The organism is Microbacterium aurugineum (assembly GCF_023101205.1).
In the GTDB taxonomy this organism is placed as follows: Bacteria; Actinomycetota; Actinomycetes; order Actinomycetales; family Microbacteriaceae; genus Microbacterium; species Microbacterium aurugineum.
Map to the genome: position 1 here is coordinate 641021 of NZ_CP078078.1, position 12576 is coordinate 653596.

The following is a 12576-nucleotide window of genomic DNA, read 5'->3' on the forward strand; positions in this document are numbered from 1 at the left end:
AGGGGGAGCCGCCGCCTAAGCTTGTGGAGTGCAGAAGCCGGCCGCGTCCCGTCCCCTCGTCGGAGTCGCGCTCGTCATCGGCTCCTGCCTCTCGCTTCCTTTCGGCGCCGCCGTCGCGGCCCAGCTCTTCCCGGTGCTCGGTCCGTGGGGGGTGACCTCACTGCGCGTCGCCATCGCCGCGATCCTCCTGGTCGTCATCGTGCGCCCGCGGCCCGGGAAGTGGACCCGCCCGCAGTGGTTCGCCGCGGTGCTCTTCGGCGTCTCGCTGGCAGCGATGAACGGCTTCTTCTACGCGGCGATCGACCGCATCCCCCTGGGCCCCGCCGTCGCGATCGAGTTCCTCGGACCACTCGTGCTCGCGGCCGTGCTCACCCGGAAGGTCACGGACTTCGTCTGGGTCGGAGTGGCCCTCCTCGGAATGATCGTGCTGGGCATCGACGGCCTGATCGGTGCCGAGCCGCTCGATCCGCTCGGTGTGCTGTTCATCCTGATCGCAGCGGCCTTCTGGGCCATGTACATCCGGATGAGCGCCCGCGTCGGCTCCCTCATCCCGGGCAGCAGCGGCCTGGCGATGGGACTCGTGGTCGCTGCCGTGCTGCTCATCCCGGTCGGCATCCCGGCCGCGTCGACGGTGGCGATGGATCCGCAGCTGCTCCTGCTCGCGGCGATCACCGCGGTGCTGTCGTCCGTGATCCCCTACAGCTTCGAGCTCGCGGCGCTGCGCCGTCTGCCGCAGCGCGTGTTCGGGGTGCTGCTGAGCCTCGAACCGGCGTTCGCGACGCTCGCCGGCTGGCTCATCCTCGGGCAGGACGCCACGCCGCTGCGGATGCTCGCCGTCGCCCTCGTGATCGCCGCGAGCGTCGGGACCACGCTCGGGGTGCGGAGGGAACGCCGCGACGACGGTCCCTCCGGCCCGTTCACTGCACCGATACCGCTGCCCGACTGACCGCGGGGACCGGCAGCGGGTACCGGCGACGCAGGATCACGCGCTGCACGAGCGTCCACACCACCGTGACCGTCAGGTAGAGCGCGGCGGCGAGAGGCACGAACACGGCGAAGACCGCGGTCGCGTAGTGCATCGCCGAGACGACGCGCAGCAGGGTGGGGGAGTTCAGGGGGGAGTCGTCCCCATCGACCGGCGTCGGGCGGAACACGCGGCGGGTGATCTCGGCGACCGCGAGCATGACCGCGAGCAGCACCCCGAACACGAGGAAGGTGGCGGGTGTCGCGGTGCCCCCGAACAGCGCCGACACCAGGCTCGTGCCCAGCGGTGCGCCGAACAGGTCGTGCGCGAGCAGCTCGTTCGGGTGTCCCGCGATCTCGGGCCGGAGGAACAGCGTGTAGAGGATGCCGACCACGGGGGCCTGTGCGAGCACCGGGAGCATCCCCGCGAACGGCGACGTGTTCTCCGCGCGGTACAGCGCCAGCGTCTCCTGCTGCAGGCGCTCGGGGTTCTTCTTGTGGCGGCGCTGCAGCTCGCGCAGCTTCGGCGCGAGACGCGCCCTGGTCTGCTCGGCCTTGGCCTGGGAGATGCCGACGGGGATGAGCAGTACCCGCACGAGCAGTGTGACGAGGACGACGGCGAGAGCGGCAGCGGAGGCACCGGCGATGGGGGTGAGCAGGTCGGAGAGCCCGGTCAGCGCGCCGTAGGCGGCGTCGAGGAGGGCGGCGAGGGGTGGAAAGGCAAAGGGGTCCATGGAAGTGTCCGTTCGAGGTGTCGGGAAGGGTCGGCGAAGGCCGCGCGGTCCCGTCGAAAGAGCGGACTACGCGGCGGTCGCGACTCCCGGCGCCCGAGGGCGCGGATGCCCGGCGGCATCAGGATCACTCTGCGTGAGGAGGGTGCCGACGTCGATGGCGCGCAACGGATGCGGGGCACCGGTCGAGGCCTCGGGGCGCACACTCAGCACGATCGCGAGGGTGAGTGCGGTCACCGCGAGCAGGGCGACGGCGAGGCCGAGAGCCGTGGCATCCGGCATCGACACGAGGCCGAGCGCGGTCGCGACGATGCTCAGCATCTGCCCGAACCACTCGCTCATGCGCGCTCCCTTCCTGTTGTGAGGGTAGCACCGGGGGCCGCCGCCGCTTTCGAATCGCGCGAATGGTGCGCTCCCGGCCACTTATGCCGCACAGTGCGCGATTCGAAAGCCGACGGGGCGTACGGTCGAAAGCATGAGTGACCTTCGCGCCCTGTTCGGGATCGAGCATCCGATCATCCTCGGCCCGTTCGGCGGGCTCTCCTCGACCGCCCTCACGGCTGCGGTCAGCGCTGCGGGCGGCCTCGGTTCGTTCGGACTCTACGGCTACGACGGCGACCGAATCCGTGCGACCGGCGCGGCGCTGCGGGCGGCGACCGATCGTCCGTTCGCGGTCAACATCTGGCTCCCCACCGGCGACGAGGTCGAGCCGAATCCGCAGCACGCGGTGTTCGCGCAGGCGCTGCACCCCTTCTACGAGGCGGTCGGCATCGATGTCCCGGCGCGCCCGGAGCGGTACCTCCCGGCGCTCGAGGAGCAGCTCGACGCGATCTGGGAGATCCGGCCCGCCGTGCTCAGCACGGTGTTCGGGGTGCCGTCGGCCGAGGTGGTCCAGGAGGCACAGCGCCGGGGGATCCGCATCGTCGGTACCGCGACCACCGTCGCCGAGGCCGTCGCGCTCGCCGACGCCGGGGTGGAGGCGGTGGTCGCCACGGGTGCCGAGGCGGCCGGGCATCGGGTGTCGTTCCTCCGTCCCGCTGAGGACTCGCTCGTCGGCACGTTCGCGCTCGTCCCGCAGGTGGTCGATGCGGTGGACGTGCCGGTGATCGCGGCAGGCGGCATCGCCGATCGACGGGGAGTCGCCGCGGCGTTCTCGTTGGGGGCGACCGGCGTGCAGGTCGGGACGGCCTTCCTCGCGACGGCGGAATCCGTGGCCACGCCCGCGCATCGCGCCGCGATCCGTGCGACCGCCGCCGAGGAGACGGTGCTCACCCGTGCCATGAGCGGTCGCCTGGCCCGAGGCGCCCGCAACCGTGCGGTGCGGGCGATCGAGGCGAGCGGCACGATCGCACCGTTCCCGATGCAGAACTGGCTCACCGGACGCTTCCGGGCCGCGGCGGGGGAGCAGAATCTCGGGGAGCTCCAGTCGCTGTGGATGGGGCAGGCGGCGCCGCTCGCACGCCATGACAGCGCCGCCGAGGTGTTCGCGGAGCTGACCGCCGGCGTGCCGCGCCCCTCCTGACCGCTCACCGCCTGCGCCCTGCGACCGGAGGAGGGCCCAAGGGGCGTCGGGGCCTAGAGGATGACGGTGGACTTGCCGTGCACGATCACACGGTCCTCGGCGTGCCACTGCACGGCGCGGGCGAGCACGAGACGCTCGACATCGGCCCCGCGGCTCTGCAGCTCGGCCGCTGACTCGGAGTGGGTCACGCGCGTGACGTCCTGCTCGATGATCGGCCCCTCGTCGAGGTCGGCCGTCGCATAGTGCGCGGTCGCGCCGATCAGCTTCACGCCGCGGTCCTTGGCGCGGGCGTAGGGGTTCGCCCCGATGAACGCGGGCAGGAAGGAGTGGTGGATGTTGATCACCGGCGCTTCGAGGCGGGTGATGAAGTCGTCGGTGAGGATCTGCATGTAGCGCGCCAGCACGACGAGGTCGACGTTCCCGCGCAGCAGTTCGAGCTGTCGCTCCTCCATGGCGGCCTTGTCGCCCGAGGGGATGTGCACGAAGGGTACGCCGAAGGAGCGGACCGACTCGGCCAGGTCGGGGTGGTTGGAGACGACCATCGTGATGTCGATGTCGAGCTGGCCGCGCTGTGTGCGCCAGAGCAGCTCCATCAGGCAGTGGTCGTACTTCGAGACGAAGATCGCCACGCGCTTGCGGCGGGCGACGTCGTGCAGCGACCACTCCATGCCGAAGCGTTCGGCGACGACGGCGATGTCGGCTTCGAGCGCGGGGCGTGCGGCGGCGAGTCCATCGAGGTGGATCACGGTGCGCTGGAAGAAGCGTCCGCCCTCGGAATCCGTCGAGTGCTGGTCGAGCGAGATGATGTTCGCACCGTGCTGGGCGAGCACGCCCGCCACGGCGGCGACGATCCCGGGCTGGTCGTCGCAGGCGATGAGCAGGCGGGCGGTATCGGGCTGGGACATGGAGGCTCCTCGAGGGTGTGCATCGATTCTGCCGTGGATGCACACCGGGGGCGAATCGCGAGAGGCGACTCGCTACTCTGAGAATCGTGGAAGCGAGCGATCTCGGCCTGGTGCTGATCCCCCTGCTGGCCGTCGCCGCGCCCCTGCTCGCCCGCGGGGTCCGCCCGGTGGTGCGGGTGCCGATCGTGGTGTTCGAACTCGTGCTCGGGATCCTCGTGGGGCCGGCGGTGCTCGGCTGGGTCGAACCGGGGCCCCTGCTGGAGAAGCTCAGCGACTTCGGTCTGGCGCTGCTGTTCTTCGTCGCCGGCACCGAGATCGACTTCAAGACCGTGGCGGGCAAACCGCTCGCCCGCGCCTCCCTCGGCTGGCTCCTCAGCGTTCTGCTGGGCATCGGCCTGGGCTTCTTCTTCGCCCCCGGCGAGGGGATGGTCGTGATCGGCATCGCGCTGAGCTCCACCGCGCTCGGCACGCTGATGCCGATCCTGCGCGACGCCCGCGAGCTGGACACGCCGTTCGGTCGTGCGATCAGTGCGATCGGCGCGGTCGGCGAGTTCCTGCCCCTGATCGCGATCTCGATCTTCCTCAGCACGCGCACCACACCGATCGCCACGGCCGTCCTGCTGACGTTCGTGGTGCTGGCCGGGCTCGCAGTTCTGCTCGCGCACCGTGTGCCGCACGGGCGGCTGCACCGCATCGTCCGTGCGACGCTGCACACGTCCGACCAGTTCGGGGTGCGCTTCGTGATCCTGCTCATCGCGGCGCTGGTCGGCCTGAGCGTGATGCTCGACCTCGACATGCTGCTCGGCGCGTTCGTCGCGGGAGCGGTGTGGCGCATCATCATGACGCGGGCACCGAAGGAATCCGCCGAGGAGGTCGAGAGCAAGATCGAGGCGATCGCATTCGGATTCCTCGTACCGATCTTCTTCCTCTACACGGGCGTGACCTTCGACCTGCAGGCCCTGCTCACCTCGCCGACGGCCCTCGCCCTGGTGCCCATCTTCCTGATCGCGCTGCTGGCCATCCGTGGGGCGGCCGCGCAGCTCTCGGCCCCGGTGGGAATGAGTGTCCGCGACCGTGCGGCCCTCGGGCTCCTCGCCGCCACCGGACTGCCGATCATCGTCGCCGTCACCGCGATCGGCGTCGACGAGAAGATGCTCGACACCGGCACCGCGGCGGCATTGGTCGGAGCGGGCATGCTCTCGGTGCTGCTCTATCCGTTGATCGGGATGACCCTGCGCGGGGATCGCGCCGACGTCGTCGGACCCGCCCGTGCGGGCGACGCCGTGCAGGGGGAGCTGTGACGAGTGCGTCGGCGCTCCTGACCCGTACGGTGCAGAGCCTCGACGGCATCGCGAAGGAAGGGCTGGGCGAGCAGCGCGTCTCCCGGTGGCGCGGGCGCCGCATCGTGCGGGTCGGCGAAGCATGGCATCTGGGCGTGCTGCTGCTGACCGACTCGCACGCGCTGGCCACGGCCGAGGTGCTCCGCGCGGCCGATCCCGGACGCCGCGGCTACACCGCCGAGTCGGCCAGAGCACGCGCCGAACGTCGTGCCGAAGCCCTGCGGGGTGGCTTCGACGAGGGTGACGTCGTCCACGTGGGATGGAGCGTGATCGACGTCGACGCCGTGGATGCGGGCGGCTCCTCCGGTCCGCTGGCGCTCGTCGACGGCGTCCCCTCGGTGCGGTGGAGCGCGGCCGGCGGGTTCATGCCCCTGGAGGCATACCTGCGCGAGCGCGTGTCCCTGTTGCGGGATTCGGCGGAAGGCTGAGTCAGGCGAAGGTCTCGCCGAAGCGGCGCAGAAGCGCGGCGCCCTCGGTGACCGATGCGGCGAGCACCTGCTGCTGCACCGCGTCGAACTCTTCCGGGTCGAAGTAGCCGGTGGTGCGGTAGAACGTCATCCGGTCCGCGAAGTCGCGGGGAGTGGGCTCCGGATGGAACTGCGCTGCATACAGGTGCGTGCCCACGCGGTAGGCCTGCACCAGGCAGGCCTCATTGGTCGCCAGGAGCACCGCGCCCGGCGGGGTGCTCGCCGAACTCTCCTTGTGTGCCGTGAACACCGTGAGAGCGGGGCCGCTCGGCCCGAACACGGGATCGGCGGCGCCGGCTTCGGTCACATCGATCACGGTGGCGCTCGCGGGCTCGGGAGTGTCCGTCACGACCTCGCCCCCGAGCATGCGGGTCACGACACCGATGCTGAAGCAGGTGAAGAACACCGCGATCTCGGCGGCCATCGCCGCGTCGGCCAGTGTGCGGAGGTCGGCTTCGACCCGCAGCTGCTCCGCGGACTTCACGGTGTCGGAGACGTTGAACGGGGAGCCCCCGACCACGACGCCGCGGTATCCGCGTAGACGCTCGATGTGCAGCGGTGTCTGCAGCAGGTCGAGTCGATCGACGACGTCGACGCCGAGCGCCCGTCGGAAGGACGCATGCTCGGCGTCCGCCGCCCCGATCTCGGGTCGCACGCACACGTAGAGAAGCGAGGCCATCAGGAGATTCTAACGAGCGCGCGGAGCCGGGCCGACGCGGTCACCGGGAGGAGTTCGCGGTCCGGCCGCGGACGATGCCGACGAAGGTCTCGACGTCGGGCGTGGTGCGATCGCGAGGCCAGACCAGCGCCACCGTGGAGGTCGGACCGTCGGCGAGCACGCGGTGGTCGGCATCCTTGCGGTGGTGCAGGCGAGCCAGCGACATCGGGACGATCACGATGCCGAGGCCGGAGGCCGCCGTGGCGATCGCCTCTCCGGTCGGCAGTGCGGCGAAGGCGGCCGGGAGTGTGCCGGGGAGGTCGAGCGGGCCCAGCACGTCATCGGACAGCCCGATCACGACCTCGCCCTCGAGATCCGCGGCGGAGAGCTCTTCGGCCGCCATCAGGTGCGAGTCGACCGCGGCGATCACGACCGGCACCTCGTCGTACAGAGGGATGATGTGCAGGGACTCGTCCGTGAGCGGCAGACGGACCAGCGCCGCATCGATCGCGTCGAGCGCCTCGCGCTGGGTGGCGACCTCGATCGGGACGAGCTCGAGCGGCACTCTCGGCATGCGCTGCTTCCACGCGTCGATCCACTTGCCCGGTGTCGCGCCCGGCACCGCGCCCAGACGGAAGGTACGCGGTGCCTCGGGCTCGGGCTGAGGGGCATCGAAGACGACCTTGGCCGTCTTCTTCTTCGGCTTCTGCGGCGGGAACCGCTCGGCGGGGGCGGCCTTGTTGCGACGCACAGGGGTACCTCGACCTGCGCCCTTCCCGGGCCGCCTTCCCTGATTCGCCATGGGGTCCAGGCTACTCGGCGGGGGAGGCGGGCACGTCCGCGACGGCGACGGGGTCCGTCGCCGTCGCGAGTTTCCGCTGTGCACGGCGGATGAGCCCTGCGGCTCCGCCGACCAGGATCAGCACGCCCACGGTCAAAAGGAGGATCGTGACGATCGTGGTCGGCGTCAGAGCGAGGAGCCCATCGGCGACGGTGTCCCTCCGGTCGGCGTCGGCCAGCATCCAGAGGGCGACCGTGGCGATCGCGGCGAACAGGAGGCCCCAGATGATGGCGGCCCAGCGCGTGCGGGGAGGGGAGGGGGCTTCGACGATCGTCGGCGTACTCATCACTGGTCTTCCTTCGCGGGCTCGTAGAGGGTGACGGAGATCACTCCGCTGGTCTGATCGATCGTGACGGGTTGTACGAGGGTGGGCTCGGTGTCCTCAGCGGCGACCTTCTGCAGGACGATCGACTCCCCGTTCCTGCGCACGGGAGTCCAGGTGCCGTGCGCAGTGATCTGGCCGGTCTCCTCATCCACTCGGCTCCACGAAACGGTCGCCGATCCGACGACGGCGCGCAGATCGAGCTCGACGCCCGACTGGACGTCGATGTACGTGTTGCCGGATCCCTTGTCCACGACGATCGACCGCGCACCGTCCTCGAACGGATTCAGCGTGAGGAACGTATCGCCGAAGGGCTGCCGGACGTGCGCGGATTCGTTGTTGCCGAGCGCGATGTAGCCCAGCGTGACGCCCGGGAAGGCGGAGAAAGCGCCGGCGACGAGTCCGCCGATGAGCGTCACCACGGTCGCGAAGGCCAGGAACCCGCTGCGCCGACGGAACGCCCCGGCCACGATCATCCCGAGTGCCAGGATGAGCGCCGCCGCGAGCAGTCCCAGGGCACCGCCGAGGGCCTCACCGCCCGTGACGAGACCGACGGCAGAGCCCGTGATGATCGCGAGGCCGACGATGGTCGCGGCGAACGCGAAGCCGGCCCGGGGGTTCGAGGCACGGCGGAGGCGTCGGCGCTCCGCGGCTTCGGTCGCGAACACCGCAGCCTCGGCCTGGCGTTCACGACGCAGCTGGTCGCGGGCGGCACGCTCGATGTCCTGCTGCTGGCGGCGCCACGCCTGATCCTGTTCCTTCCAGGCCGCGTGCTGGGCGCGCCAGGCCTCGAGAGCGGTGGGGTCCTGTGAACCGGGCGGGAGGGGGGCGGGCGGTTCCGGGGGAGTGAAGGCGAGCGCGGTGTCGGAGACCTCATCGGCGAGAGTGGCATCCCCCCCCTCAGCGGTACCCGAATCGCTGAGGGGGTCGGATGCGGCCGGGGCCGCCCAATCTGCGGAAGCCATCGGCAGATCCGGCGCGGAAGCACCCGGGGTGCGGCGCATGGCGCGCACGATCAGGAAGAGCAGACCGGCGACGAGCACGAGCCCGACGATCCAGCTGACGACGGAGAGGGCCGACCACCCGTCGTAGCCGAGTCCGAAGAGACGTCCGGCCAGTGGTGCGGTCGGGAAGAGACCGATGACGGCCATCGCGAGGATGCCCCACTGCGCCGGCTGATAGTCGCGGCGGAACAGATCGCGGAGGTGGACCCGTCCGTCGATGTCGGGCAGCAGCGCCCAGGCCGCGGCGTACAGGAAGATCACCGGCAGGCCGAAGAGCGCCGCGACCACGAGGATCCCGCGGACGATCAGCGGATCGATGCGCAGCCGGGCAGCGATCCCCGAGGCGACACCGCCCAGCCAGCCCTCGGACCGGGCGACGCCGAGGCCGGCGACCCAGAGGAGGAAGCGTTCGGCTCCGCGGGGGATGCCGGTGCCCGGTGCGCCGACGGCCGGAGTGGCCTGGTCGGCAGGAGGCGGGGGTGCAGTCGGAATCGTCATGATTCGATCCTGGCGTCATCCGTGGGGCCCCTGCCATGGGGGGAACCCCTGAGTGGCCCCTGATTCTGGCCAGGGGAGGACCCGGAGCACCCATGCGGATGATTGGATGGGCGACATGTCCTCTTCGGCGCACGCTCCCGCGCGATCAGCGCCCATCGCTGCGCCGCGCCCGCCGCTGACCCGTGATCGCGACTGCCTGGTGGCCGGGGTGAGTGCGGGCCTCGCGCGACACCTGGGCGTGCGGGTGGGGCTGGTGCGTGCACTGTTCCTCGCGCTGACGCTGTGCGGCGGCGCCGGCATCCTCCTCTACGCCTGGTGCTGGGCCTTCACGCCGTGGAGCGAGGGGGAGGAGTCCCCGACCAGACGCGTACCGGTCGCCTGGCTGCTGCTCGCTCCCGCCGGTGTCGGGATCCTCATCGTGCTGGCCTGGCGCGGCGGCAGTGACTGGTTGAGTGGATCCATCCCGCCCGATCTCGCCGCGGTCGTCGTCGGCGGCACCGTGGGCTTCGCGACGGGCGCCGGGCTCTGGGCGACCCTGATCGATCGCACCGACACCGCGCGCGGACCGCGACACACGATGACCGTCCGGATCCTGGCTCTCCTGCTGCTCGCCCTGCTGTTCACGGTGCTGCTCTCCTGGCCCGTCGCGCGCTCGGGGGTGGCACTCGTGCTCCTCCCTCTCGCCGGGCTCGCTGCGGTGATCTCCTCGGCCCTGATCCCGCGATGGCGCGAACTGTCCGGCGAACGGGTGCGCCGCATCCGCGAGGAGCAGCGCAGCCAGATGGCCGCGCACCTGCACGATTCGGTGCTGCAGACGCTGGCGCTGATCCAGAACAGGGCAGGAGCCTCCAGCGAGGCGGCCCGCCTCGCCAGGGCACAGGAGCGCGAGCTGCGCGCATGGTTGTACGACGGCGACGCACCGGCCGACAGCGACCTCCCGACGGATCTGCGTGACTACGCAGGGGCCCTCGAGCTCGACTATCCGGTGCGCATCGACGTCGTGTCGGCGGGCCTCTCCACCGAGCGCGCCAGCGGGGAACTCGCGGCGGCGGCCCGAGAGGCGATCCTGAACGCCGCGCGGCATGCCGGCGGGGACATCTCGGTGTACATCGAGGGGAGCGCCGCGGGCGTCGACGTCTTCATCCGGGACCGCGGCGAGGGCTTCGACCTCGACGATGTGCCGAGCGATCGCCTCGGGGTACGGGAGTCGATCATCGGCCGGATGCGTCGTGCCGGTGGTACCGGAGCGGTCCGCAGCGACGCGAACGGGACCGAAGTGCATCTGAGCATTCTGGCGGCCCCGCCGTACGACCGGGCGGCGGGGCGACCGATCCCCACCCGGGAGGACGACCATGCCTGAGAGCATCCGCGTCGTGATCGTCGACGACCACTCGATCTTCCGCTCCGGCCTGCGTGCCGACCTCGATGCGAGTGTCGACGTGGTCGGCGAGGCGGCGGACGTGCCGTCCGCGATCGCCGTGATCGCGGAGACACAGCCGGACGTCGTCCTGCTCGACGTGCACCTGCCGGGTGGGAGTGGCGACGATGCCGCGGGCGGAGAAGCGGTGATCCGCGGGTCGGCCACGGCAGCGCGGTTCCTCGCGCTCAGCGTCTCGGATGCTGCCGCCGACGTCGTGCGCGTGATCCGGGCGGGCGCCCGCGGCTACATCACCAAAGGGTCATCGGGCATCGAGGTCAGCAGTGCCGTGCACGCCGTGGCGGACGGGGATGCGGTCTTCTCACCACGGCTCGCCGGGTTCGTGCTCGACGCCTTCGGAGCGGTCGCCGGTGAGACCGCGACGGCGACCGACGAACTGGATCGCCTCTCCGCGCGTGAGCAGGAGGTCATGCGGCTAATCGCCCGCGGCTACGCCTACAAGGAGGTCGCTTCGGAGCTCTTCATCTCGATCAAGACGGTCGAGACGCACGTGTCATCCGTGCTGCGCAAGCTGCAGCTCTCCTCCCGCCACGAACTCACCGCGTGGGCGTCGGAGCGCCGCCTGCTGTAGTCGTGACGCAGGATCGGCTTGTGCGTCGGTTCGATTCGCGAGACTCTGGCCTGGAAACGAACCGGGAGCCGAGCCATCGGCAGCACAGCAGAACGGAGCGATCATGCGCGTACGCAGGGCCTTCGGAGCGATCAGTGCGGTCTCGGTGCTGGCCTTCGCTTTCGCGTTCGCCTCGCCGCCACGGCAGGCTTCGGCCGTCGAGATCGGAGACGTGTTCACGTCGATCACGATCTCGCCGGTGCTGGGAACGCCGTGGCAGCAGACAAGCGATCCCACAGCGGTCCCCGATGGATCGCTCGTCGATGTGTCGTTCGCCTTCGCCCTCCCCGACGAGGCCACAGCCGGCGATACCGCCAGCATGACGTTCCAGAGCACCGGGGGCGTCACGACATCGGTCGCCGACCTGGCACCCTTCCCCATCCTGTCCGAAGACGGGGAGACGATCGCCACCGTCACCGGGGCAGGGGACACCGTGACGGTGACCTTCGCTCCGTATGTGGACACGCATACCGCCGTCAGCGGATCCGGGACCTTTCAAGCCAGAGTGAGCGCCGCGGCTGCCACGCCGACGCCGTCAGCGTTCGGCATCCCCATCGCGGTGTCCAGCGGGCAGTTTCCTGCGACCGTGAGGATCTACCGCGTCACCGAGCTCATCACCGAGGTCACGGGCGTGCGTGGAGCGGTGCTCGACGACACCTCCCTCGAGTGGAGATACTTCAGCGCCATCCCGCTGTACAACCTCGATCTCGCCCTGATGGATGGTGCGACCGCTGTGGATTGCGCGGCGCTACAGCTCGAATACCGTGATGCCGCGTGGACGACCGGCGATCCGTATCCGAGCGACGCGCAGTTCGGCGCACCGGTCGACGTGGCCACCGCGAGTTGCACGCCCGTATCCTCGGGACTCGACGCGGCTTCGCAGGTCGTCAGCGTCGTTCCGGAAGCGCAGGTCCCCGCCGGGACGCTCCGCGAGTTCCGGCTCATCGCCGGCATCACCTCGGACGAGCAGCCCGAGTTCCAAGCCGTGCTCGCGACAAGCGATGCGGGGTCCACGCAGACCCTCGCGTTCGTCGGGTTCGCGGAACGACAGACCGCACGTGGCGTCGGGCAAGGAACGCTCATCCCGCTCCCGCCCGAGCCGGACCCGGACACGTCGGGCGGCGGCACGACGCCACCCGACACTCTGGCAGACAGCGGAGTGAACCCGAGCGGGCTACCGGGACTCGGCCTGGCCCTGGTCGCGCTCGGTCTCCTGGTCGTCGCCGGTGCGCGCCGGGTCAGGCACACAGCGATCCAGGAGTGACGACCCGGCTGTC

Annotated in this window: 14 protein-coding genes; 7 read left to right on the forward strand and 7 right to left on the reverse strand. The window is 70.7% G+C overall.

Going from position 1 to position 12576, the window contains the following annotated elements:
- Nucleotides 1–28 precede the first annotated feature (28 nt).
- On the forward strand, nt 29–946 hold the full coding sequence (locus tag KV397_RS03060; RefSeq protein ID WP_261812145.1) for an EamA family transporter: 918 nt from the start codon (nt 29–31) through the stop codon (nt 944–946).
- On the opposite strand, the gene KV397_RS03065 is transcribed toward KV397_RS03060, so the two are convergent.
- Nucleotides 918–1697, reverse strand: a complete 780-nt coding sequence (locus KV397_RS03065) for a YidC/Oxa1 family membrane protein insertase (protein ID WP_248570223.1) — start codon at nt 1695–1697, stop codon at nt 918–920. The two genes, KV397_RS03060 and KV397_RS03065, sit on opposite strands and share 29 nt — an antisense overlap.
- Nucleotides 1698–1763: 66 nt before the next feature.
- The gene (locus KV397_RS03070; protein WP_047524590.1) at nt 1764–2036 is read right to left on the reverse strand and encodes a DUF6412 domain-containing protein; all 273 of its coding nucleotides are present in this window, start codon (nt 2034–2036) and stop codon (nt 1764–1766) included.
- A 133-nt stretch (nt 2037–2169) separates the two neighbouring features.
- On the opposite strand from KV397_RS03070, the gene KV397_RS03075 reads away from it, so the two are divergent.
- Entirely contained in the window at nt 2170–3216 is a 1047-nt protein-coding gene (locus KV397_RS03075; protein ID WP_261812146.1) for an NAD(P)H-dependent flavin oxidoreductase, read from the forward strand.
- 53 nt (nt 3217–3269) lie between these two features.
- Here the strand turns inward: KV397_RS03075 and purU are convergent, their stop codons facing one another.
- On the reverse strand, nt 3270–4121 hold the full coding sequence (gene purU / locus KV397_RS03080; RefSeq protein ID WP_047524587.1) for a formyltetrahydrofolate deformylase: 852 nt from the start codon (nt 4119–4121) through the stop codon (nt 3270–3272).
- 86 nt (nt 4122–4207) lie between these two features.
- Between purU and KV397_RS03085 the strand changes: the two genes are divergently transcribed.
- Nucleotides 4208–5422 (forward strand): cation:proton antiporter, encoded by a 1215-nt coding sequence (locus KV397_RS03085; RefSeq protein WP_047524585.1) that lies wholly within the window; start codon nt 4208–4210, stop codon nt 5420–5422.
- Nucleotides 5419–5889: a glutaminase gene (locus KV397_RS03090; protein ID WP_261812147.1), complete on the forward strand. Its 471-nt coding sequence runs from the start codon at nt 5419–5421 to the stop codon at nt 5887–5889. The genes KV397_RS03085 and KV397_RS03090 overlap by 4 nt, the downstream gene beginning before the upstream one ends.
- Nucleotide 5890: 1 nt before the next feature.
- Here the strand turns inward: KV397_RS03090 and KV397_RS03095 are convergent, their stop codons facing one another.
- The 4 genes from KV397_RS03095 to KV397_RS03110 form a co-directional block, all read right to left on the reverse strand.
- Nucleotides 5891–6607, reverse strand: coding sequence for a glutamine amidotransferase-related protein (locus KV397_RS03095; protein ID WP_261812148.1), 717 nt, complete (start codon nt 6605–6607; stop codon nt 5891–5893).
- Between the two features lie 40 nt (nt 6608–6647).
- Nucleotides 6648–7337: a substrate-binding domain-containing protein gene (locus KV397_RS03100; protein WP_261812149.1), complete on the reverse strand. Its 690-nt coding sequence runs from the start codon at nt 7335–7337 to the stop codon at nt 6648–6650.
- 61 nt (nt 7338–7398) lie between these two features.
- On the reverse strand, nt 7399–7713 hold the full coding sequence (locus KV397_RS03105; RefSeq protein ID WP_261812150.1) for a hypothetical protein: 315 nt from the start codon (nt 7711–7713) through the stop codon (nt 7399–7401).
- Entirely contained in the window at nt 7713–9251 is a 1539-nt protein-coding gene (locus tag KV397_RS03110; RefSeq protein ID WP_261812151.1) for a PspC domain-containing protein, read from the reverse strand. The genes KV397_RS03105 and KV397_RS03110 overlap by 1 nt, the downstream gene beginning before the upstream one ends.
- A 115-nt stretch (nt 9252–9366) precedes the next feature.
- Here KV397_RS03110 and KV397_RS03115 point away from each other — a divergent pair, with 115 nt between their 5' ends.
- The 3 genes from KV397_RS03115 (at nt 9367) to KV397_RS03125 (ending at nt 12563) form a co-directional block, all read left to right on the forward strand.
- A complete protein-coding gene (locus tag KV397_RS03115; protein ID WP_261812152.1) occupies nt 9367–10611 on the forward strand; it encodes an ATP-binding protein in 1245 nt (414 codons plus the stop codon).
- Nucleotides 10604–11260, forward strand: a complete 657-nt coding sequence (locus KV397_RS03120; protein ID WP_047524580.1) for a LuxR C-terminal-related transcriptional regulator — start codon at nt 10604–10606, stop codon at nt 11258–11260. The genes KV397_RS03115 and KV397_RS03120 overlap by 8 nt, the downstream gene beginning before the upstream one ends.
- 103 nt (nt 11261–11363) lie before the next feature.
- Complete coding sequence (locus tag KV397_RS03125; protein ID WP_248570218.1) at nt 11364–12563, forward strand: Ig-like domain-containing protein; 1200 nt, start codon at nt 11364–11366, stop codon at nt 12561–12563.
- The last annotated feature ends 13 nt before the right edge of the window (nt 12564–12576 follow it).

Excerpts from the sequence above, each read along its gene's own strand:
- KV397_RS03065 (WP_248570223.1), bottom strand. The coding sequence starts at position 1,697 with ATGGACCCCTTTGCCTTTCCACCCCTCGCCGCCCTCCTCGACGCCGCC.
- KV397_RS03070 (WP_047524590.1), bottom strand. The coding sequence starts at position 2,036 with ATGAGCGAGTGGTTCGGGCAGATGCTGAGCATCGTCGCGACCGCGCTC.
- KV397_RS03075 (WP_261812146.1), top strand. The coding sequence starts at position 2,170 with ATGAGTGACCTTCGCGCCCTGTTCGGGATCGAGCATCCGATCATCCTC.
- purU (WP_047524587.1), bottom strand. The coding sequence starts at position 4,121 with ATGTCCCAGCCCGATACCGCCCGCCTGCTCATCGCCTGCGACGACCAG.
- KV397_RS03095 (WP_261812148.1), bottom strand. The coding sequence starts at position 6,607 with ATGGCCTCGCTTCTCTACGTGTGCGTGCGACCCGAGATCGGGGCGGCG.
- KV397_RS03105 (WP_261812150.1), bottom strand. The coding sequence starts at position 7,713 with ATGAGTACGCCGACGATCGTCGAAGCCCCCTCCCCTCCCCGCACGCGC.
- KV397_RS03110 (WP_261812151.1), bottom strand. The coding sequence starts at position 9,251 with ATGACGATTCCGACTGCACCCCCGCCTCCTGCCGACCAGGCCACTCCG.
- KV397_RS03115 (WP_261812152.1), top strand. The coding sequence starts at position 9,367 with ATGTCCTCTTCGGCGCACGCTCCCGCGCGATCAGCGCCCATCGCTGCG.
- KV397_RS03120 (WP_047524580.1), top strand. The coding sequence starts at position 10,604 with ATGCCTGAGAGCATCCGCGTCGTGATCGTCGACGACCACTCGATCTTC.
- KV397_RS03125 (WP_248570218.1), top strand. The coding sequence starts at position 11,364 with ATGCGCGTACGCAGGGCCTTCGGAGCGATCAGTGCGGTCTCGGTGCTG.